Origin of the sequence: Sphingomonas sp. AOB5, from assembly GCF_029433115.1 — a bacterium.
Taxonomy (GTDB): Bacteria; Pseudomonadota; Alphaproteobacteria; order Sphingomonadales; family Sphingomonadaceae; genus Sphingomonas.
In genome coordinates, this window is sequence record NZ_JARNTV010000060.1 from 1 (window position 1) to 20,709 (window position 20,709).

Annotated in this window: 16 protein-coding genes and 1 pseudogene; 7 read left to right on the forward strand and 10 right to left on the reverse strand. The window is 67.1% G+C overall.

The features are described 5' to 3' along the window. The 3 genes from P1X14_RS17980 to P1X14_RS17990 form a co-directional block, all read right to left on the reverse strand. Positions 1-374: VOC family protein (locus P1X14_RS17980; protein WP_277316797.1), on the reverse strand; the 374-nt coding region annotated here is incomplete at its 3' end. Further along, a complete protein-coding gene (locus P1X14_RS17985) occupies positions 371-1,369 on the reverse strand; it encodes a 3-carboxyethylcatechol 2,3-dioxygenase (protein ID WP_277316798.1) in 999 nt (332 codons plus the stop codon). The genes P1X14_RS17980 and P1X14_RS17985, both read right to left, overlap by 4 nt. Before the next feature lie 5 nt (positions 1,370-1,374). Continuing rightward, positions 1,375-2,259: an alpha/beta fold hydrolase gene (locus P1X14_RS17990; RefSeq protein WP_277316799.1), complete on the reverse strand. Its 885-nt coding sequence runs from the start codon at positions 2,257-2,259 to the stop codon at positions 1,375-1,377. Between the two features lie 144 nt (positions 2,260-2,403). On the opposite strand from P1X14_RS17990, the gene P1X14_RS17995 reads away from it, so the two are divergent. Next, entirely contained in the window at positions 2,404-3,063 is a 660-nt protein-coding gene (locus P1X14_RS17995; RefSeq protein ID WP_277316800.1) for a GntR family transcriptional regulator, read from the forward strand. Positions 3,064-3,090: 27 nt separating this feature from the next. Further along, complete coding sequence (locus P1X14_RS18000) at positions 3,091-3,735, forward strand: RNA methyltransferase (RefSeq protein ID WP_277316801.1); 645 nt, start codon at positions 3,091-3,093, stop codon at positions 3,733-3,735. Positions 3,736-3,754: 19 nt separating this feature from the next. On the opposite strand, the gene P1X14_RS18005 is transcribed toward P1X14_RS18000, so the two are convergent. Then, positions 3,755-5,572, reverse strand: coding sequence for an NAD(P)/FAD-dependent oxidoreductase (locus P1X14_RS18005; protein WP_277316802.1), 1,818 nt, complete (start codon positions 5,570-5,572; stop codon positions 3,755-3,757). A 208-nt stretch (positions 5,573-5,780) separates the two neighbouring features. Between P1X14_RS18005 and P1X14_RS18010 the strand changes: the two genes are divergently transcribed. Further along, positions 5,781-6,521 carry an SDR family oxidoreductase gene (locus P1X14_RS18010; protein WP_277316803.1) on the forward strand — a complete coding sequence of 247 codons (741 nt, stop codon included), beginning with the start codon at positions 5,781-5,783 and terminating at the stop codon, positions 6,519-6,521. Positions 6,522-6,528: 7 nt separating this feature from the next. Here the strand turns inward: P1X14_RS18010 and P1X14_RS18015 are convergent, their stop codons facing one another. Then, entirely contained in the window at positions 6,529-7,212 is a 684-nt protein-coding gene (locus tag P1X14_RS18015; RefSeq protein WP_277316804.1) for an anti-sigma factor, read from the reverse strand. Beyond that, positions 7,209-7,697 (reverse strand): RNA polymerase sigma factor, encoded by a 489-nt coding sequence (locus tag P1X14_RS18020; RefSeq protein ID WP_277316805.1) that lies wholly within the window; start codon positions 7,695-7,697, stop codon positions 7,209-7,211. Before P1X14_RS18020 ends, P1X14_RS18015 begins: the two co-directional genes overlap by 4 nt. Positions 7,698-7,811: 114 nt before the next feature. Here P1X14_RS18020 and P1X14_RS18025 point away from each other — a divergent pair, with 114 nt between their 5' ends. Beyond that, complete coding sequence (locus P1X14_RS18025) at positions 7,812-9,080, forward strand: S8 family serine peptidase (protein WP_277316806.1); 1,269 nt, start codon at positions 7,812-7,814, stop codon at positions 9,078-9,080. 107 nt (positions 9,081-9,187) lie between these two features. Further along, positions 9,188-10,162: a hypothetical protein gene (locus P1X14_RS18030; protein ID WP_277316807.1), complete on the forward strand. Its 975-nt coding sequence runs from the start codon at positions 9,188-9,190 to the stop codon at positions 10,160-10,162. 405 nt (positions 10,163-10,567) lie between these two features. On the opposite strand, the gene P1X14_RS18035 is transcribed toward P1X14_RS18030, so the two are convergent. From P1X14_RS18035 to P1X14_RS18045, 3 genes are read right to left on the reverse strand one after another with little or no spacing between them, the layout of a single operon-like run. Next, the gene (locus P1X14_RS18035) at positions 10,568-11,509 is read right to left on the reverse strand and encodes an alpha/beta hydrolase (RefSeq protein WP_277316808.1); all 942 of its coding nucleotides are present in this window, start codon (positions 11,507-11,509) and stop codon (positions 10,568-10,570) included. A gap of 4 nt (positions 11,510-11,513) precedes the next feature. Further along, positions 11,514-14,600 (reverse strand): TonB-dependent receptor, encoded by a 3,087-nt coding sequence (locus P1X14_RS18040; protein ID WP_277316809.1) that lies wholly within the window; start codon positions 14,598-14,600, stop codon positions 11,514-11,516. Positions 14,601-14,638: 38 nt separating this feature from the next. Continuing rightward, the gene (locus P1X14_RS18045; protein ID WP_277316810.1) at positions 14,639-15,979 is read right to left on the reverse strand and encodes a dicarboxylate/amino acid:cation symporter; all 1,341 of its coding nucleotides are present in this window, start codon (positions 15,977-15,979) and stop codon (positions 14,639-14,641) included. Positions 15,980-16,209: 230 nt separating this feature from the next. Between P1X14_RS18045 and P1X14_RS18050 the strand changes: the two genes are divergently transcribed. Both P1X14_RS18050 and P1X14_RS18055 read left to right on the forward strand, forming a co-directional pair. Further along, complete coding sequence (locus P1X14_RS18050; RefSeq protein ID WP_277316811.1) at positions 16,210-18,012, forward strand: ATP-binding protein; 1,803 nt, start codon at positions 16,210-16,212, stop codon at positions 18,010-18,012. After that, the gene (locus tag P1X14_RS18055) at positions 18,009-19,361 is read left to right on the forward strand and encodes a sigma-54 dependent transcriptional regulator (RefSeq protein WP_277316812.1); all 1,353 of its coding nucleotides are present in this window, start codon (positions 18,009-18,011) and stop codon (positions 19,359-19,361) included. The genes P1X14_RS18050 and P1X14_RS18055 overlap by 4 nt, the downstream gene beginning before the upstream one ends. Before the next feature lie 182 nt (positions 19,362-19,543). Here the strand turns inward: P1X14_RS18055 and P1X14_RS18060 are convergent. Beyond that, positions 19,544-20,709, reverse strand: a pseudogene (locus P1X14_RS18060) (transketolase); the annotation flags it as partial.

A 20,709-nucleotide genomic window follows, 5' to 3' on the forward strand; every position in this document is an offset into this window, starting at 1 on the left:
ACCCTCGGGATCGGCTCGGCGCTCTGGCCCTGTTTCGCGGCCACCGTCACGTTGACGAGATTGCCGTCGGCATCGCGGAACCACAGCCCGTCCGGCGCATCGGGCGCGGGCGGATCGAGCCGCTCGATCCCGCGCGCTTCCAGCCGCTGGCGGATCGCCTCCAGCCCGGCGGCATCGGCGCCGAAGGAAAGGTGGTGGAATTTCCGGTCGCGCCCGGTCTCGACCAGGATCACTTCGTCATGGTCGCGCCCGTCGCAGCGGAACCCCAGCGCGCCGCCGCGATCCTGCATCGCCAGGCCGAAGCTCTGATAGAAGTCGGCGCCCGCGGTCAGGTCCGGCACGGTCAGCGCGAAATGCCTCAGCGAATGGATCATCGATTCCCCTCCTGTGTCCGCCCGGCGGTTGCATCCGCCATGGCCGGCGCTTCGTCGCGGATGGGCGCCGCGGTGGCGATGCCCATGCCGGCGTTCCACGCCGCAATGTCGTGATAGAAGATTTTGCGTGAGCTGTACGGTCCCGCCGCACCCAGCGCGGCATAGGCGGCGACCCAGTTGCGCACCTCGTGCCCGCCGCATCCGGCGGTGCGGGTCAGTTCGCTCTCGCTCAGCCCGTCGAGCCAGTCGAGATCGCCGCGGCCCAGCGCTTCCATGAAGTCCTGGTCCCAGCCGGGGTTGAGCGGCAGCGTATGGCCTTCCCCCTGCGCCAGCTTGCGTGCGGCGGCGAAATTGGCTTCCTCGCGGGCGCGGCGCGCCTCGATCGGCGGGTTGCGCCCGGCGATCAGCATCTCGGCGACCGGCGGCGGCGCGGTGGCGATGCTGGGGATGGGCGGATCGTGCGAAAGCCCGCCCGAACCAAGGATCAGCACGCGCTTCTCCAGGCCCGCCGCCCAGCGGCCGACCGCTTCGCCCAGCGCGCGGACACGCGCGAAGCCCGGCAGCGGTGGCCCCGCGCAGTTGATGTGGATCGGCAGCACCGGCCAGCGGTTCACAGCACCACCCAGCAGCACCAGCAGCTGCGCGAAGCCGTGATCGGCCTGCATCCGGTACGACATGGCGACGTCGACACCCTCGCCATGGATCGCGCGCACGCAATCGAGCGCCAACGCCTCGGGCACGTCGAAATCGCCCCCGCCGATATCGTAATCGCCGATCGCCGTGGCGCGCACGCCCACGGTGAAGGGCGGCAGCATGTCGTAGAAAAAGCCCTTGAAATGATCGGGCGCGAACAGGATCACCAGTTCGGGATCATAGTCGCACACCGCCTCGCCCAGCGCCGCGAAATGGCCGCGCACCTCGGCATCGACCGCCGGATCGGCGTCGACATGGTCCATCAGCGGCGTGTGGCTGGCGCAGATGAGGCGGAGCGGCATGGGCTTCAGGCCGCGACGCTTGCGGGAACGGTATGGCGCGCCAGGAAATCGAGGTGGAGCGCATTGAATTGCTCCGCCTTCTCCCATTGCGGCCAGTGCGCGCAGTCGGTCATGATCACCAGCGGCTCGGCATTGGGGATCGCGGCGACGAAGCGTTCGCCGGTGGCGATCGGCGCGGTCGGATCGTGATCGGTCCAGATGACGAGCGAGGGCGCGGTGATGCGCGACAGGCTCTCGTCGGTCAGCACGTTGCGCATCCGGATCTCCATGTTCTGGAGGCACAGGATGCGCTTCATCGCGTCGACGAAACCGGGCTGGGTGTAGATGCGGTGGCGCAGTTCGACGAGATCGTCGGTGACCCGGGCCGGATCGTTCATCAGCCATTCGAGGCGGGCGCGGACCGTGGCCGGGCTGGCCTCCGCGACGGCCTTCATCGTGACGTTATAGACGCGCTCCATTACCGCCGGATCGGTGTTCAGCCCGCCCGCGGTGTTGAGCGTCAGCGTCGCGACGCGCTCGGGATGCTGAATCGCGAACTGGGCGACGATCCAGCCGCCGAGCGATTCGCCGTGCAGATGCGCGCGGGCAATCCCCTTGGCGTCGCAGAAATCGAGCAGGTGCTGCACATAATGGCGGATCTCGTAATCGTGCGCAGGCTTGGACGAGAAGCCATGGCCGATCATGTCGAGCGCTATGGTCCGGTGTGCGGCGGCATGCGGCAGCAGGTTGCGGGTGAAGGCCTCCAGATGACCGCCGGTGCCATGGACGAAGATCACCGCCTCGTCGGACGACGCGTCGCCGGCCTCCAGATAGCGTGTGCGGATACCGCCTGCATCGACATAGCCGAGCCGGACACTGCCATCTGCGATCTCGGGCCACAGAAATGCCATGCCGCGAATCCTCTCCCTTTGTTGGAGTCATACTAGCATGCAAGCATGTATTGTAAAGAGGGCATGGTTTAGGGCAGAAACGGATCAGCGAGCGCAGGCAAGTGCTTGATCATCCCCGCAAGGGGAGTAGGGGAGGCTTGTTGCATGCAGGAAAGGCTGCCCGCGTTGAGCAAGAACAACCGCATCTACGATCTGGTGATCGATCGCCTGGTCAATGCGCGCTATCAGTTCGGCGACCGGCTGCTGGTGAAGGAGCTGGCGGCCGAGACGGGTGCGAGTCGCCAGCCGATCATGGCGGCGCTGAACCGGCTGTCGGCCGACGGCTTCGTGCGGATCATCCCGCAGGTGGGATGCCAGGTGATCCATCCGGGCCGCGAGGAGATTGCCGACTTCTTCCTGATGTTTCAGCGGATGGAAGGGCTGCTGGCCGAACTGGCCGCGGTACGCCGCACCGACGCGCAGTTCGCCAGCCTGCTCCGCATCCAGCAGCAGCTGATCGCGATCGGCCAGACCGGCGACGCCACCGCGCATGCCGCGCTGAACCGCGAATTCCACCATCTGATCCACGAAATGGCGCGATCGCCCCTGCTCGACGAGAAGCAGCGCAGCAATTTCAACATGTGCGATTTCTTCATCACCCATTCGGCGGGCTTCGGCGCGTTCATGTCCGACGCGGTGCAGGAGCATGAGCAGATCATCGACGCCATCGCCAAGCAGCAACCCGAACGCGCACGGCTGGTGGCGGAAGCGCACATCGCCGGTGTGGCGAGCGCGGTGCTGGCGGGGCTGGACGGGGCGAGCTAGACCGGCGCTTCAACAGGAAGCACGGACATGATCGAAGACGAGACCCAGCCGAAGACGTCGATGCGCAAGCGCGCCGATGCGATCAAGCCGTTCCGGTGCAAGAACCTGATCGCGGTGCTCGAGAATCCGAGCAACATGAAGAATATCGGAACCGTGATCCGCAACGTGAACGCGCTGGGGGTCGAGAAGGTCTATATCGTCGATCCCCATGGCGAGCTGCCCGACGACTGGCAGGAATTGCGCGGCGACCGGGCGATTTCCAAGCGGTCGGTCTCGGCGGTCAAATGGACCTTCGTGAAGCGGTTCGACAGCACCGAGGCGTGCTTCGATCACCTGGAGGCGAATAACTTCGAGTCGATCGTCACGTCGCCGCATGTGAAGGGCAAGCGCAACGTGCTGCTGGACGAGGGCGATTATACCGCCTTCACCAAGCTGGCCGTGTGGTTCGGCAGCGAGGCTACCGGGATCAGCGACCTGGCCGTGGCGCGCAGCACCATGTGCGTCAGCATCCCGATGTTCGGGATGGTCGAGAGCCTCAATCTCGGCACCAGCTCGGGCATCGTGCTGTACGAGGTCACCAAGCAGCGGCGTGCCTATCAGAGCCGGTACCGGCTGCGTGACCAGCGCGGCGAGCGGACGGAACCGTTGCCGACGGTGATGCCGCTGGCCTGACCGCGCGCGCGGTGCCGGTTCAAGCCGCGTCGCGTGCCCTTGCGTCGTCGCGATAGGTGACCACCGTATCGGCATCCACGCCGCTGCGCCGCCATTCGGCGATCACCGCTTCATAGGCGATCGGGCCGGCGCCATAGGTGGCGCTGATAAAGGTCGGCTTCTCGCGGAAATTGCCTTCATTGTTGAGGAAGCCGGGGGTGCAGTCCTCGTAGAAATGGGTGCGGTCGATATATTTCGCATCCATCTCCGCGGCCCATTTCCGCTCGGCTTCGTGCGTCACTTCCAGCGTGCGCACGCCGCGTTTCGTGCATTCGCCGATCAGCGCCACGGCATGCTCGGCCTGCATCGCCAGCGTGTGGGTGAAGTTGAAGGCGGTGGTGCCCTGCGCCGTGCCGCCGACGATGTGGAAATTGGGGAAGCCGCTGACCTGCGTGCCATGGACGCTGCGCACGCCCTTCGCCCAGCGCGCGTCGAGCGTCAGTCCGTTGCGGCCGATCAATTCGTACCCGCCGACCTTGTGCGCTGCGGCGCCGACGTCGAAGCCGGTGGCGAACACGATCAGGTCGACCGGATATTCCTTGCCATCGACCACCAGCCCGGTTTCGGTGATCCGCTCGATACCGCGCCCGTCGGTGTCGATCAGTTCGACATTGGGGCGGTTGAATGCCTGAAGGAACTCGTCGCTGTAGAGCGGGCGCTTGCAGAGATAATTGTACCAGGGCTTCACCCGCTCGGCGATCGCGGGATCGGTGACGATCGCGTCCACCCGCGCGCGGATTTCGCCCATCTTGGCATAATCGACGACCTGCATCACATCGTGCGGATCCTCGTCGGGCTTGCGCGCCTTCATGCCCGCGGCGAAGCGCTTCCAGAAATCGGTCCACTGGTCGGCGACCACATCGCCATCGTTCGGCGCCATGGTGATGTTGGCGAGGAAATTGTCCATCCGCGCGCGCTGCCAGCCCTTGGGCTGGGCGCGGTACCAGTCCGCATCGGTCTCCGAATTGTTGCGTACATCGATCGCGGAGGGCGTTCGCTGGAAGACGTGGAGTTGCTTCGCATGTTCGGCGAGGCGGGGCACGATCTGCACCGAGGTGGCGCCGGTGCCGATTACCGCGACGCGCTTGCCGGCGAGTCCGGTCAGTCCACCATGCTGGTCGCCGCCGGTATAGTCATAGTCCCAGCGCGCGCTGTGGAAGATGCGGCCCTTGTAATCCTTGATCCCGGGAATGCCGGGCAGCTTCACCTTGGCGAGCGGCCCCTGGCTGACGGTGACGAAGCGTGCGCGGATCGTGTCGCCGCGATCGGTCTCGATATTCCAGCGGCCCTCGGAATCGTTCCACGCGATCCGCGTCACCTTGGTCTGGAACAGCGCATTCTCGTACAACCGGTAATGCCGGCCGATCGCCTGGCAATGCGCGAAGATCTCGGCGCCGGTCGAGTAGCGCTCCTTCGGCATGGTGCCGACTTCCTCGAGCAGCGGCATGTAACAATAGGATTCGATGTCGCAGCGGACGCCCGGATAGCGGTTCCAGTACCAGGTGCCGCCGAAATCGCCGCCCTGCTCGATAATCCGGAAATCGTCGATGCCGGCGTCACGCAGCTTCGCCGCTGTCAGCAGGCCGCCAAAGCCGCCGCCGATCACCGCGACCTCGACCCATTCGTCACGCGCGGGACGGTCGATCGGCTCGGCATAGGGATCGCGGGCAAACTCCTCGAACTCGCCGGCCGCGTCGCGATATTGCGTCTCGCCATCCTTGCGCAGCCGCTTGTCGCGCTCGGCGAGATAGCGCGCGCGCAGCGCTGCATGTTCGGGATTTGCGCCGGTACCGCTCATCGGATCCTCTCCTCCTCGTTGCGGCTCGTTCGGCCGCCCGGCTCGCGCTTCCCGTTCGTGCGGACACGAAAAGGGGTTGAGCCTTTCTGCGACTCCATCTTATACGAAGCCAACTTACATGCAAGCATGCTTGTGGCGCGATGAAGCGCCGCATGGCATGATTGGCGAAAGCGACCCCGCGGCGCCGGGGCAGGCCGGGAGAGAGAAGATGGATCTGGGTATCAGCGGCCGTAACGCGATCGTCTGTGCGGCGAGCCAGGGGCTGGGCAAGGCGTGCGCGACGGCACTGGCGCGTGAGGGCGTGAACGTGGTGATCAATGGCCGTGATGGCTCTGCGCTGGAGGCTGCCGCGGAGGAGATCCGGGTCACTGGCGTAGAGGTGAAGACCGTTGCCGGCAGCGTCACCGATCCGGCGGTGCGCGAGGCGCTGGTCGGTGCGTTCGGCCAGACCGATATCCTGATCAACAATGCGGGCGGGCCACCGCCGGGCGATTTCCGCGACTGGGATCGCGCGCAGTGGATCGAGGCGGTCGATCAGAACATGCTGAGCGCGATCGATCTGATCCGGCTGACTGCCGATGCGATGGGAGATCGCGGCTTCGGCCGGATCGTCAACATCACCTCGTCCGCGGTGCGCGTGCCGATCCCGGTGATCGGGCTGTCGAACGCGACGCGGGCGGGGCTGACCAACTTCGTGTTCGGGCTGGTGCCGCAATTTTCGGGCCGCGGGGTGACGATCAACAATCTGCTGCCCGGCCCGTTCGACACCAATCGCCTGCGCAATTCCAAGGCGATCACGCAGCATCTGACCGGCAATCCGGTCGCCGGCCGGGTGGGCGATCCGGCCGAGCTGGGGGCGATGTGCGCGTTCCTGTGCAGCGCGCATGCCGGTTACGTGACCGGGCAGAACATCCTGATGGATGGTGGCCTGTATCCGGGCAGCTTCTGAGCCGGCGCTACTTCCAGCCCTTCGCCTTCGCTGCCGCTTCACCCGCGGCATCCAGCGGATCGCCCGACATCATCTCCTGCGCGGCGGCGAGGATCTCGCTCGATCCGGCCTGACGATACTCGGTCTTCTGCGCGTCGCTGGTGGTGCGCAGCTGGCGCAATTCCCAGCCCTGATCGCTGCGGCAGGCGATCCCCGCCTGCGCGCCGGCATCGAACGCGCGGCAATAGCTTTTGTCGGCGGACTGGAAGCTGACCAGAATCTTCACCGCCGCATCGCCCTGGGTCGAGGCGAGCTGGCCGTCCAACGCGCGCGACACTTCCGCGCTCGCCATCGCCTGGGTGCTGCTACCGCCCGAGGGCATGGCGAACTGTCCGACCATCACGCCGACCACCAAAGCCGCTGCGACCGCGCCGGCATTGCGCCACCAGTGGAACGAGATTGCGGGCTTCCGCGCCGTCTCGATGGGGACGACCTTGGCCGATTCCTTCAGCATCGCTGCCAGCCGGTCCGGAACCGGGGCCGCTTCGACGGGGTCGAACGCGCCCTTCAGCATCGCGCGGAGCTTTCGGTGTTGCTCGACCTGTTCGCCGAGCGACGGATCGGCGGCGATCGCCTTCTCCACGCGCTTGGCGCTGATCATGTCCAGCTCGCCATCGGCATAGGCCATCAGCATCTCGGAATCGATGCTCATGCCGCCTCTCCCAGCTTCGCCATCAGCGCCTCGCGCCCGCGGACCAGCCGCGAGGTAAGGGTGCCCATCGGAATGTCGAGGATCTCGGCGGCTTCCTTATAGGCAAAGCCCTCGACCAGCACGAGCGCGACCGCTTCGCGCTGTTCGGCAGGCAAGGTCGCCATCGCGCGGCCGACATTGCCCAGCTCGACATTGGCTTCGATCGCCGCGTCGCCGCGATCGCCGATGCCCTCGCCCAGCTCAGCATCGACGAAGGTCTCGCCGTGCCGCGTCCGCGCCCTAGCGGTATCGATCCAGTGGTTCCTCATGATCCGGTATATCCAGCTATCCAGTCGCGTTCCCGGCTGCCACTGATCGCGCGCCTTGAGCGCGCGTTCGATGGCCGCCTGGCACAGATCGTCGGCATCGGCCGCGTTCCGGGCGAGCGCATGGGCGAACCGCCGCAATCGCGGCAACAGTGCCAGCATCTCGTCCTCGAACGCCACCTTGTCCGGTTCTCCCTTGGTCTCGATCTCTGCCTTCGATGGATGAAACGGACGGGCTCCCCCGTTTAATCCGCATGAATGACAGATTTTTCGATGGGGTCTAGAATGCGGCAGATGAGATCGAGATGGTGGATCGCGCTCGCGGCGCTGGTCGCCCCGCTTGCGGCGGCGGCGCAGGTGGTGCCGCTGCCTTCGGTGCCGGATGGCCTGGGGGTGCCGCGTATCGGCGTGCCTTCGCTCCCGCTGACCGATCGCGTGGTGCAGGACGTCAGCGGCCTTGCGCGGGACCGGATTGCCCGGCTGCGCAACATTGCCCGGCGCAATCCGGACCGGATCGAGATCGACCGGACCGGCAACCCGGTGCGCGCGGGCGAAGTGGTGATGACCGCTCCCGACGATGCATCCATTGCCGCGGCGACGCGGGCGGGCTTCCGGCTGATCGAGCGCTCGAGCGTCGAGGGCGTCGATATCGGCTTTGCCCGCTTCGCCGCGCCGCGCGGCATGTCGGTCGACCGCGCGCTGCGGGAGATGCGAAAGGCAGCGCCCGGCGTCGAGGTGTCGGCCGATCCGCTTCACTTCGGCAGCGGCACGGCGGAGGCGAGTGTCCCCCAGCTGCTGCGTCCGCTTCCGGCTCCAGCGGCGGGCGAGGCGCGGGTCGGCATCATCGATGGCGGGGTGAACGCCCGGCTGGTCAATGCCCGCATCGTCCAGCATGGCTTTGCGACCGGCGGGTCGGTGCCGAACGATCATGCGACCGGCATCGCCGTGCTGATCTCGGGCGGCGGGGGCGTTCGCGGCGCGGCACCCTCGGCAAGCCTGTTCGTGGCCGATGTCTATGGCCGCGATCCGGCGGGCGGCAACGCGACGGCCATCGCCCGCGCACTCGGCTGGATGGTCTCGCAATATATACCGGTGGTGACGATCAGCCTGGTCGGTCCATTCAACCCGCTGCTCGCGCGCACCATTGCGGCGGCGCAGGCCAAGGGCGTGATCGTGGTCGCGGCGGTGGGCAATGACGGTCCGGCCGCGCCGCCTGCCTTTCCGGCATCCTATCCCGGGGTGATCGCGGTCACCGGGGTCGACGGGCGCAACCGTGCGCTGATCGAGGCGGGGCGGGCCAATCATCTCGATTATGCCGCGCCGGGCGCGGACATGGTGACGCTCGATATCAACGGGCGGACCGTTTCGGTGCGCGGGACCAGCTTTGCGGCGCCGCTGGTCGCGGCACGGCTGGCGGTCATCTATGGCAGCACCGATCTTGGCCGCTATGGCCCGGCGATCCGCCAGCTGGATGGCGAGGCGCAGGATCTGGGGCCGCGCGGGCCCGACAAATCCTTTGGCCGCGGCCTGGTCTGCGGCACCTGCCGCACCCCGCGAAAATAATTTTCCAAAAAAATCGCAGCGGCCGGGATTAAATCCGCATCGGCCCCCGTTCTCGAATTGAGCGCACCGAAACCGGAGCGCGGACAAATCGGGAAAGGGATAAACCCATGAAGACTCTTCTTTTCGCAACGGTCGCCGCGATCGCTTTCGCTTCGGCTCCGGCCTCGGCGCAGATCCTGGGCGGCGGTGGCGGCCTGGGTGGCGGTCTGGGCGGTTCGCTCGGCGGCGGCATGGGCGGTCTGGGCAGCACCATCGGCGGCCGCACCACCGGCACGCTCGATACGGTTCGCAGCACCACCCGCACCACCGGCGACATCACCAACACCACCCGCGCCACGCCGCGCGTCGACCGCAAGAAGGGCAAGGCCAGCGCCGATGCCGACACGACGACCACGGCCACCTCGACGCTGGACAACAGCACCCGCGCGCTGGGCCGTCCGACCAATCTCTCGGGCAACGCCAACGGCAATGCCTCGGCCAATGGCAGCGCATCGGCCGATCTGATCGGCACCGACGATGTCCGCTCGACCGTCGGCACGGTTCGCCAGACCGGCACCAATGCGGTCGACCGCACCCGCGGCACCGTGGGCAATGCCCGTGACCGCGCCGGCAATCTGGCGGGCAACGCCACCGGCCGCGTCAGCAACATCGCCAACTCGGCTTCGGGCTCGGCCAGCGGTTCGGGTTCGGCAAACGGCAGCGGATCGCTGAACAACCTGGCACTGGCCGGGACGGCAGCGGCGAGCGGCGCGGGCAGCTTCGACGTGGCGCCCGGCATGGATATCACCGACACGCGCGGCCGGGTGATCGGCACCGTCCAGAGCGTCACCACCAATGCCCGCGGCCGGATCGAACAGGTCCGCATGCAGGTCGGCGACCGGATCGCGACGCTGCCGGCGTCCAATTTCACCGGCAACGCGTCGGGCGACGTGCTCGTCTCGGCCATGGGCAAGGGTGAGGTGAAGGACACCGCGAAGAAGCAGTCGTCCAGCTCGGGCAACTCGAACACGGGCAATGCCGCGAACGGCGGCAAGTCCGATGGGTCGTTCCCGCGCGAAGACTCGACGATGACGCACAACTGATCCGGTCCATCCGGAACATGGCGATGCGCCCGGTCCCCCGGCCGGGCGCATCTTCGTGCGTCCGGCGTTTACCCTGTCGGGGTTAGGTTCGCCGCGAAGAGTCACAAGAGTCACACTGCTCAAGCGATTTCGCCAGGCGTTGCAGCGGTGCGGCCACTTACCCTGTCGAAGAAATTCACTGCCGTTGTGCCGGCATGTCAAAGAGCGGCCGGGTGGTGATCCGGCGCGCCGATTTCAGAGGAGGGAATCCAACATTGCAAGGCTGTCCGCTTGGGGCAGGTGGCCCTTCAGCGAAGGCTGGGGCATGTCCCGTTGCAGCATCGCTGTGCTCCGGCGAAGGCCGGAGCGTTGGTCGCAGGGCGATCCGCTGATTGCCAGGGCTCCGGCCTTCGCCGGAGCACAGCTCTAGTCCTTCTCCTCGCGCTTGATCACGCCCTGCGCTTCCAGCCAGGTCAGGAACAGCCTTGGCCATGCCGCGACCAACGTGCCGGGCTTGCCCACGCCGAAGCTGTGGCCGCCGGTCTCGAAGATGTGCATTTCCACCGGACGCCTGGCGGCGCGCATCGCCGCGAACATGCGCAGGCTGTGTTCGACATCGGCGATGGGATCGTCGGCGGCATGGGCGAGGAACACCGGCGGGGTGGCCGGACCCACCTGCGCCTCGACCGAGAAGGCGTTCACGAAATCGGGCAGGCCCGACAGTTCCTTGAAGGTGCGGGTGGTGTCGATCGGCGCGCGCAGCGACACGACCGGATAGATCATGCCGGCAAAGGCGGGGATTGCGCTCTGGGCGTCGATCGCGTCGCGCTTCGGATAGAAATCATGCCCGCCGCGCGTCGCCAGCATGCCGGCGAGATGACCGCCTGCCGAGAAGCCGATCACGCCCAGCCGGGCAGGATCTATCCCGAAACGCGTCGCGCCATAGCGCAGCATCCGCATTGCGCGCTGGCCGTCCTGGAACGGCGCATCGTCGTTCCAGCCATCGCCGGGCAGGCGGTAGTAAAGGACGATGGCGGTGATCCCGCGACGCATCAGCCGCTCGGCGATCGGCTTGGCCGCGCTGCCGATCTGGATGCGGAAATAGCCGCCGCCGCCGATCACCAGCACCGCCGCGCCATTGGGATTGGCAGGCCGGTAAATCTCCATGCGTGGCTGGGTGATGTTCCAATAGGCGCCGGTCGCCGCCCCTTCCTTGCCGATCTTTTCGGGGCCCGCGGGCTTGCCGCTGCCCGGCGGGGGCGAACCCGACCAGAGGTCGATCGTCTCGGCGGGCGGGGGCAGGTCCTTCGCCGCGGCCGGAACCGCGACGAAGACCAGGGCGATCAGCAGGGCAGCGAGCCGGCGCATCGTGTCAGAACCTCTTGCTGACGGTGAAGTACACATATCGGCCATAGGGCACGTAGAGCGACCCGAGATAGCCATCCGCGGTGATCGGCGGCTGAACGTCGAAGATGTTGCGCGCGCCGACGCGGAAGCGGGTGTCGTCGAGGACGCCGCCCTTCACGCGATACTGGACATAGAGATTGACCGTGGTCTGGCCGTCCAGCTCGTAGGGGTTGCCGTTCGTGTCGAGGAAGTTGGTGTCGTAGACCTTGCCGATATAGTTGGCGAAGGCGCCGATGGTGAACCCGTCGAGCGACCAGGTGAGCGAGCCCGACAGGCGCCATTTCGGACGGCCGCGCTGCTCGAGCAGATCGCTGGAGTCGGTCAGCGGGGTGGCGGCGTTGATCGAATTCGCTGCACGCGCATCGAACAGCGCCTGTACCGCCGGCGGGGTATCGCGCGAGAATTTGGTCAGCCGCGCGGCGTTCAGCGCCAGGTTGAACCGGCCGAAATCGGTGCGGACGTTATAGAGCAAAGCCAGATCGATGCCCTGAACCGTCTGCGGCAGCAAATTGGTGAACTGATCGCGGATCTGGGTCACCGCACCCGCAGTCGCCAGTCCGGTGCCGGTGAAGACCGGGGTATCGTCGGCGGTCGCCGCGGCGCGGATCACGTTGGGATTGCTCGATCCCTGCAGGCGCAGGAGGTAATCGAGCACCAGCGCGTTCTGCGGACCGAACTGGCCGACGATGCCGACCTGATTGATCGACCAATAGTCCGCGGTCAGCGTCAGGCGGCCGGCGCTGGCGGGGATGAACTTGGGCTCGAGCACCACGCCCGCGCTCCAGTTGGTGCTGGTCTCGGGCTTCAGGTCGGGGTTGCCGCTGATGAAGATCGAATAGCTGATGCCGCGGGCGCAGGCGCTGAAATTGGCGATGCGTCCGGCGCGCAGATCGGCTTCGCAGCGATAATAGTCTGTGTTCGAACCGAGCCGCGAATATTGCACCGTCTTGGTCTGTTCGAGGTTCGGCGCGCGGAAGCCCATCGACCAGGAGCCGCGGATGCGCAGGCCATCGACGATGTCCCAGGCGGCGGCGACCTTCGGCTTCGCCACCGATCCGAAGTCGCTATAATATTCGTAGCGGCCGGCCAGTTGCAGATCGAGCCGGTGGACCAAAGGCACGTTCATCTCGGGTGAGACGACCGGCACGGCCAGTTCGGCGAAGGCGGAGTAGATGGTGCGGCTGCCCTTGGTGCTGGGCGTGGGGCTGACCGCGGCGACGTTGGACAGGTTGGTCTCGCCGGTCACCATGTCGGTGAAGGTACGGGTGCCGTTGAGGTTAGCATCGCGATCGTCGCGCTGGCTTTCGCCGCGGACCTCGACGCCCATCGCGATACCCAGCCCGCCGCCGGGCAGCTGGAACAGGTCGGGGCTGGAAAGCTTGAAATCGCCGAGCCACAGGCGGGTGCGCGAGCGGCGGACCAGATCGAAGCTGATCGCGTCGATCGTTGCCTGCGATGCGGGCGAGCAATCGCCGACGCTGGGCGTGGCCGAGCAGCCGCCGCTGAACGGGTTATAGGCGGCAGGCGTCGACAGCGCGAGATTGGCCTGCAGCTTGGTCATGTCGATCGCGTTCGACGTGTCGGTTGCCGAGGCTTCGGAATAGAGGAAGCCCGTGTCGAAATCGAACTTGCCCAGCTGGCCGCGGGCACCGAACAGGATGCGCGACTGCCAGTTGTTGACGTCCACCGTCTGCATGCCGGCATCGAGGAAGCGATAGGTGGAAAGGCGCACCGGCAGACCGGCGGCGGGCACATTGGTGAGGTTCGCGATGCGGTTCGGGTTGGCCTGGCCGTTGGCGAAGGTGACCGGGCCGAACGGGTTCCAATAGTTCGACGCGGGGATCACGATCGCGTTGAGGTTGATCGTCGGCGGCTGAATGCGCTGGGTGTTGGCGTTGTAGTAGGCGAGCTCGGTGTAGAGCGTCACGCTGTCGGTCACATCGTAATGGGCCGACAGGAAGCTGTTGTAGCGCTCGACCCGCGGGGTGACGGTGGTGCCGATGCGGGTGTCGAACCGCTCCGAACGCAGCGTCGTCGCGGTGGCGCGGGTGCCGCTGCCGTAGCAGGTGTTGGCGTCGATCGTGACGAGGCAACCCGGATTGAGCGCCGACTGGGTGTGGAAGGCGCCTGCCGACGAGGTCAGCGCCTGGTTGCCCGGGCTGCGGCGGATGGTGCCGGGTCCGCCGACGACGGCGAGGTTGGCCCAGGGCGACTGGGTGGCGCGGCCATCGGCGGTGAGGTTGCCCGCAAAGGCCGGATCGCCGTCGAACAGCGACATCAGATTGTCGGTCGCGGTGTAGGGCTGGTCGCTCGCGAGCTGTGCGCTGCGATTGGTGTAGTCGAGATAGAGGGTGACGTTGCCGCGGCCGTCCTTGCTGTTGAAGCCGAAGGTCGCGGTGCCCTGATATTCCTTGCGGTGCGTGCCCTCGGCATAGCCGTAGCGGAAGTCGAACTGCGCGCCCGAGAAATTGGTGCGGGTGACGGTGTTGACCACGCCCGCGACCGCATCGGCGCCATAGATGGCAGCGGCGCCGTCGCGCAGAATCTCGAGCCGGTCGAGACCGCCCACCGGCAGCGCGTTCGAGTTGTAGCCGAGCACCGGCACGTTGCCGTCGCCGGCCTGGCTGGTCGGGTGCTGGACGAGGCGGCGGCCGTTGAGCAGCACCAGAGTGTTGCCGACGCCCAGATTGCGCAGGTTGATCGAATTGACGTCGCCGCGCGCCGCGTTGCTGGTCTGCGCATTGTTCGATTCGTTGAAGGTGATGTCGCCCGCCTGCGGGATCGAGCGGATCAGGTCGTCGCCCGAGACGGCGCCGGTGGCGTCGATCTGGCTCGAATCCACTACCGTCACCGGCAGCGCGGTGTTCACCTTCGCGCCGCGGATCTGCGATCCGACGACGACGATATCGGTCGATTGCGGCGCCTCGGCTTCCGGATCGGCGGGCAGCTCGGTGGCGGGCGTGGCGTCCTGTGCATAGGCGGACTGCGCGGTGATCAGCGCGGCCAGTGCGGCGCCGGCAAACAGCGCGGTGTGGCGAACTCGCTTGGTCATTTCTCTTCTCCCCATTTTTCTTATCTGATTTGCTTGTGTCAGTCGGTATCGGCTTCGGCGGCGATGCGGGCCGGTGCGTCGTCGGGCCGGCCGTTCAGCGCGCGGTTCAGCGCGTCGCGGTCCAGCGCATTGTCCCAGCGGGCGACGACGATGGTGGCGACCGCATTGCCGATGAAGTTGGTGAGGCTGCGGCACTCGCTCATGAAGCGGTCCACGCCGAGGATCAGCGCCATGCCCGCGACCGGCACCGAGGGCACGATCGAGAGGGTGGCGGCGAGCGTGATGAAGCCCGCGCCGGTGACCCCCGCCGCGCCCTTGGACGAGATCATCGCGATCGCCAGCAGCGCGATCTGGTCGCCCAGCGACAGATCGACATTGCACGCCTGGGCGATGAACAGGGCGGCCAGCGTCATGTAGATATTGGTGCCGTCGAGGTTGAACGAATAGCCGGTCGGCACGACCAGACCGACCACCGACTTCTGGCAGCCGGCGCGCTCCATCTTGTCCATCAGGCTCGGCAGCGCGCTTTCCGACGACGAGGTGCCCAGTACCAGCAGCAGCTCGGCCTTGAGGTAGCGCAGCAGCTTGAGGATCGAGAAGCCCGACAGGCGCGCGACGCCGCCCAGCACCACCAGCACGAAGATCGCCGAGGTGAGGTAGAAGGTCGCGACCAGCCCCGCGAGATTGGCGAGCGATTCGATGCCGTATTTGCCGATGGTGAAGGCCATCGCGCCGAACGCCCCGACCGGGGCTGCCCACATCAGGATGCCGACCAGCTTGAACACCACCAGCCCGACCCGCTCGAACAGGTCGCGCACCGGCGCGGCAGGCTCGCCGACCATCGACAGGGCGATGCCGAACAGAATCGAGACCAGCAGCACCTGAAGCAGGGATTCACCGGCGAGCGCGGAAACCAGCGTGGTCGGGATCATCGCCATCAGGAAATCAACGATGCTGCTGTGGCGCGCCTTTTCGACATAGGTATTCACCGCGCCGGTATCGAGCGTGGCGGGATCGATGTTCATGCCCGCGCCCGGCTGGACGGTGTTGGCGACGATCAGGCCGACCACCAGCGCCAGCGTGGAGAAGAACAGGAAATAGGCGAAGGCCTTGCCCGCGACGCGGCCGACCGAACGCAGCTCGGTCATGCCGGCGATGCCGGTGACGAGGGTCAGGAAGATCACCGGTGCGATGATCATCTTCACCAGCTTGATGAAGGCGTCGCCCAGCGGCTTCATGCTTTCGCCGACGCCGGGGAAGAAATGGCCAAGAGCAGCCCCCCCCACGATGGCGAGCAGCACCCAGAAGTAGAGATGGCCGAAAATGCCCTTGCGCGGCTCGGCGCCCGGCTTCGCATAGTCGATGGCGATCGAACTCATCCTCACCCTTCCGAAATGACGTGGCGCCTCGATTGCGGGCGCCTTGGCCGCGGAACACTTGCGGCGGCGCGGTTTTCGCACCACGCTGCGGCCCAGTCCAAAGCGGGCGGAGAGGATGGCCAAGTTTATGAAATCAAAGGATATAGTGTTGGTTCACAGGCGGCCGGAGCGCGCCTGACTGTGCCGATATTCGCTCATAACCCGATCAAAATGTGTGGTAATCCACACAGATGATCGCCGATCTGATTCGACGCCTGCGCGCGCTGGACCGTCAGCTGGTGCTGACGATCAGCCTTGGCCTTGCACTGGTGCTGGCCACCGGTGTGGCGGCGGTGCGCTGGACCGATGCGCAGGCGCGCACCGCGACCGATGCGGCGGCGGCGCAGCTGGCACGTTCGAACAGCGGGCTGCTGGCGAGCGAGCTGCAGAAGTTCCGCCTGCTGCCGCTGGTGCTGAGCGAATATCCCGATGTTCGCGCGATGCTGGACGCAGGCGATTTCGCCGCGGCGGCGCGGATCAATCCGAAGCTGGAGCTGCTGGCGCAGCGTACCGATGCCGCGGTGATCTACGTCATCGCCGCCGACGGGCGCACCGTCGCGTCGAGCAATTATCGCCTGCCGACCAGCTTTGTCGGGCAGGACTATGGCTTCCGCCCCTATTTCCGCGGCGCGATGCAGGCGGGTGTGGCCGAGCTGTTCGCGCTGGGCACGGTCAGCGGCCGGCCGGGTCTCTATATCGCGCGGCGGATCGGTAGTGCCGATCGGCCGCTGGGCGTGATCGTGGTCAAGATCGAGTTCGAGCGGCTGCAGGAGGAATGGGGCCGCCAGCCCGGCGAGACTCTCGTGACCGACCGGCACGGCGTGGTGATCATCACCAGCCGCCCCGCATGGCGCTTCCAGACGCTGCGCCCGTTGAATCGGGCCGCGCGCGAAGCGATCCGCGCCACCCGCCAGTTCGGTGAACTGCCGCTGCCGCCACTAGCGCTGGCCGAAGAAGGCGGGGCGATCCATCCGCCGGGCGTGACGCGCGACGGCGGCTATCGCCGGGCCGAAGCCGCGCTGCCGCTCGATGGCGCGAAGCTGACCACCCTCTATCCGCTGCGCCCGGCGCTGGCGAGCGCGAGCGGAACGGCGCGGACGATCACTTTGGCGGTGCTGGGGCTGGTCGCGCTGGTGATTGCGGGGCTGCTGCGCCAGCGCGAGCGGCAGTTGCTGCAGGAAAATGCGCGGCGGCACCTCGAATCCGAAGTGGCGGCGCGCACCGCCGAACTGCGCGAGTCGAACGAGCTACTGGTCGCCGAAAGCGCCGAGCGCGTCCGCGCCAACCAGCGTTACCGCCAGGCGCGCGAGGAACTGGCGCAGGCCAGCCGGCTCGGGTCGCTCGGCCAGATCACCGCTGGCGTGGCGCATGAGATCAACCAGCCGGTCGCCGCGATCCGCACCTATGCCGAGAATGCCCAGCGCTTCCTCGAACGCGAAAGCCCGGACAAGGCGCGCGGCAATCTGGAGCGCATCGTCGAGCTGACCCGGCGGATCGGCACGATCACCGGCGAGCTGCGCAATTTCGCGCGGCGGCGCACGCCCAGCATCGGGCCGGTGGAAGTGGCGCAGGCGATCGACGCCGCACTGCTGCTGATCGGGGACAGCATCCGCAGCGCCGGCGTGAAGCTGGAGCGGGCCGGCGCCAGCGACGGGGTGAAGGTGATCGCCGACCGGGTGCGGCTCGAACAGATATTGATCAACCTGATCCAGAACGCGCTCGACGCGCTGGGCGGACGCGAGGCGCCGCGGATCGATATCGCGGTTCAGGCCAGCGCCGAGACGGTGTGGATCGACGTGATCGACAATGGGCCGGGCGTGTCGGACGAACTGGCCGAGAATCTGTTCACGCCGTTCGTCACCGGGCGCGAGCAGGGGCTGGGGCTGGGGCTGGCGATCGCCCGCAACATCGCGCGCGAATTCGGCGGCGAGCTGCGTCTGATCGAACCTAGCAAGGGCGGTGCGGCGTTCCGCATCGAGTTGCGCCGCGCATGACCGGCTTCGTCACGCGGCAGACGGTGTTCTTCGTCGACGACGATGCCGAACTGCGCACCGCCAACAGCCAGTCGCTCGAACTGGCGGGGATCGAGGTGCGCGCCTTTGCCGATGCGCAAAGCGCGCTGAACGAGATCGATGCCGGGTTCGAAGGGGTGCTGGTCAGCGATATCCGCATGCCGCGGATCGACGGGCTGCAGCTGTTCGCGCGCGTCGCGGGGATCGATCCGGAGATCCCGGTGATCCTGATCACCGGCCATGCCGATGTCGCGATGGCAGTCTCGGCGCTGCGCGACGGCGCGTTCGATTTCCTGCCCAAGCCGTTTGCGGCGGATCACCTGATCGCGGCGGTGCGGCGGGCGCTGGAGACGCGGCGGCTGGTGCTCGACAATCGCCGGCTGCGTGCCGCCGCGGTCGAAGTCGACAGCCCGCTGATCGGCGACAGCGCGGCGATGGTGCGGCTGCGCGAGAGCATCGCACAGGTGGCGCGCGCCGAGATCGACGTGTTGCTGGAAGGTGAGACCGGCACCGGCAAGGAGCTGGTCGCGGCGATGCTCCACCGCCAGTCGCCGCGCGCGCCGCGGCCGTTCGTGGCGGTCAATTGCGCCGCGCTGCCCGAGGCCTTTGCCGAGATCGAGCTGTTCGGCCATGCCGCCGATGCGGTGCCCAATGCCCGTTTCGCGCGGACCGGCCGGATCGAGGCGAGCAGCCGCGGCACCCTGTTCCTCGACGAGATCGACGGCATGCCGATCGCGCTTCAGGCGCGGCTGCTGCGGGTGCTGGAGGAGCGTGAAGTGCAGCCGCTGGGTAGCGACCGCCCGGTCTCGCTCGACCTGCGCGTAATCGCGGCGACCAAGCGCGACCTTGCCGAGATGGTGGCCGAGGGGAGCTTCCGCAGCGACCTGTATTTCCGGCTGAACGTGGTGCGGCTGAACATTCCGCCGCTGCGCGAGCGGCGCGGCGATATCCCGCAGCTGTTCGCGCATTTCACCGCCGAGGCTGCCGACCAGACCGCGCAGGGCGAGTTCCGCATGACCGATGCGATCCGCCGCCGCCTGCTCGAACATGACTGGCCGGGCAATGTCCGCGAGCTGCGCAACTTCGCTTTCTCGGCGGCGCTCGGCCTGTCCGAACAGCCCGATGCGGCGCCGGAGGAGGGCGCGATGGCACTGACCGAAAGCGTCGGCCGCTATGAGGAGTCGCTGATCCGCGAGACGATGACCCGCGCTGGCGGCAGCGTCACCCGGGCGATGGCGCTGCTGCAGACGCCGCGCAAGACGCTGTACGACAAGTTCCGGCGCTACGGCATCGTGCCCGAGGATTATCGGCGGTCACGCAAGACGCATTAGGCTGTATCGACATTCAACCACTCCTCCCCCGGAGGGGGAGGTGGCAGCCGCAGGCTGACGGAGGGGGAACACCACAGGCGATATCGCTTGGGGCAAGCCCCCTCCACCGCTTCGCGGTCCCCCTCCCCCTCCGGGGAGGATTTCTCATCGCGATGCTGGATGTCGATACGCATTAGGCGGTCTTATCCCAGGAACAGCTCCGCCGCCGCGTCGATAATCGCTTCGCTGTCGAGCCGGTAGGTGCGGTAGAGATCGGGCAGGTCGCCGGTCTGGCCGAACCGGTCGATGCCGAGCGGGCTGACCCGCATGCCGCGCACGCCGCCCAGCCAGGAAAGTGCCGCTGGCGATCCGTCGAGGATGGTGACGAGGCCCGCGCCGGGGGCGAGCGCGGAGAGCAGGGTCTCGGCATGCGAGATTTGCCGTGCGGCGCCGTTCCAGCGCTCGGCACGCCGCGCGGACCAGCCGCGATGGAGCAGGTCGGGCGAGGTGACGTTGAGCAGGCCGAGGCCGGGCAGGTCGTCGATCAGGCTTTCCCATGCCGCCAGCACTTCGGGCGCCACCGCGCCGGTGAAGACGATCGCCGCTTCGGCGCCGGGGGCGGGACGGCGGAGCCAATAGCCGCCCTTCAGCGCATCGGCTTCCCACGCATCGTCCTCACGCGCGATCTGCGGGATCGATCGGGTGCTCAGCCGCAGATAGACCGCGCCGCCATCCTCGGCCTGAATATGTTCGAAGGCGTGGCGCATCATCAGCGTCAGCTCGTCGGCCCAGGCCGGTTCGAAATAGGTGAGGCCGGGCTGGCCCATGCCGATCAGCGGGGTGTTGATCGACTGGTGCGCGCCGCCTTCGGCCGCCAGCGTCAGGCCCGACGGTGTGCCGACCAGCAGGAAGCGGGCGTCCTGATAACAGGCATAGTTGAGCGCATCGAGGCCGCGCGCGACGAAGGGGTCGTAGACCGTGCCGACCGGGATCAGCCGCGTGCCGAAATGCGGCGCGGCGAGACCGAGCGAGGCCAGCGCGATGAAGAAGTTGTTCTCCGCGATGCCCAGTTCGAGATGCTGGCCGGCCCCGCTGCCCGACCATTTCTGGGCCGAGGGGATCTTGGCGCCGGCGAACACGTCCTTCAATTCCTGCCGCCGGAACAGTCCGCGCTGATTGACGAAGGCGCCGAGATTGGTGGTCTGGGTGACGTCGGGCGCAGTGGTGACGATGCGGTCGCCCAGTGGCTCGCCCGACTTGGCGAGATCGAGCAGGATGCGGCCGAACGCCGCCTGGGTCGATTGCTCGGCGCCGTCGGGCACTGGCAGCCGTGCGGGCACCGGGACCGGCGCGGCCTTCGGCTCGGGCG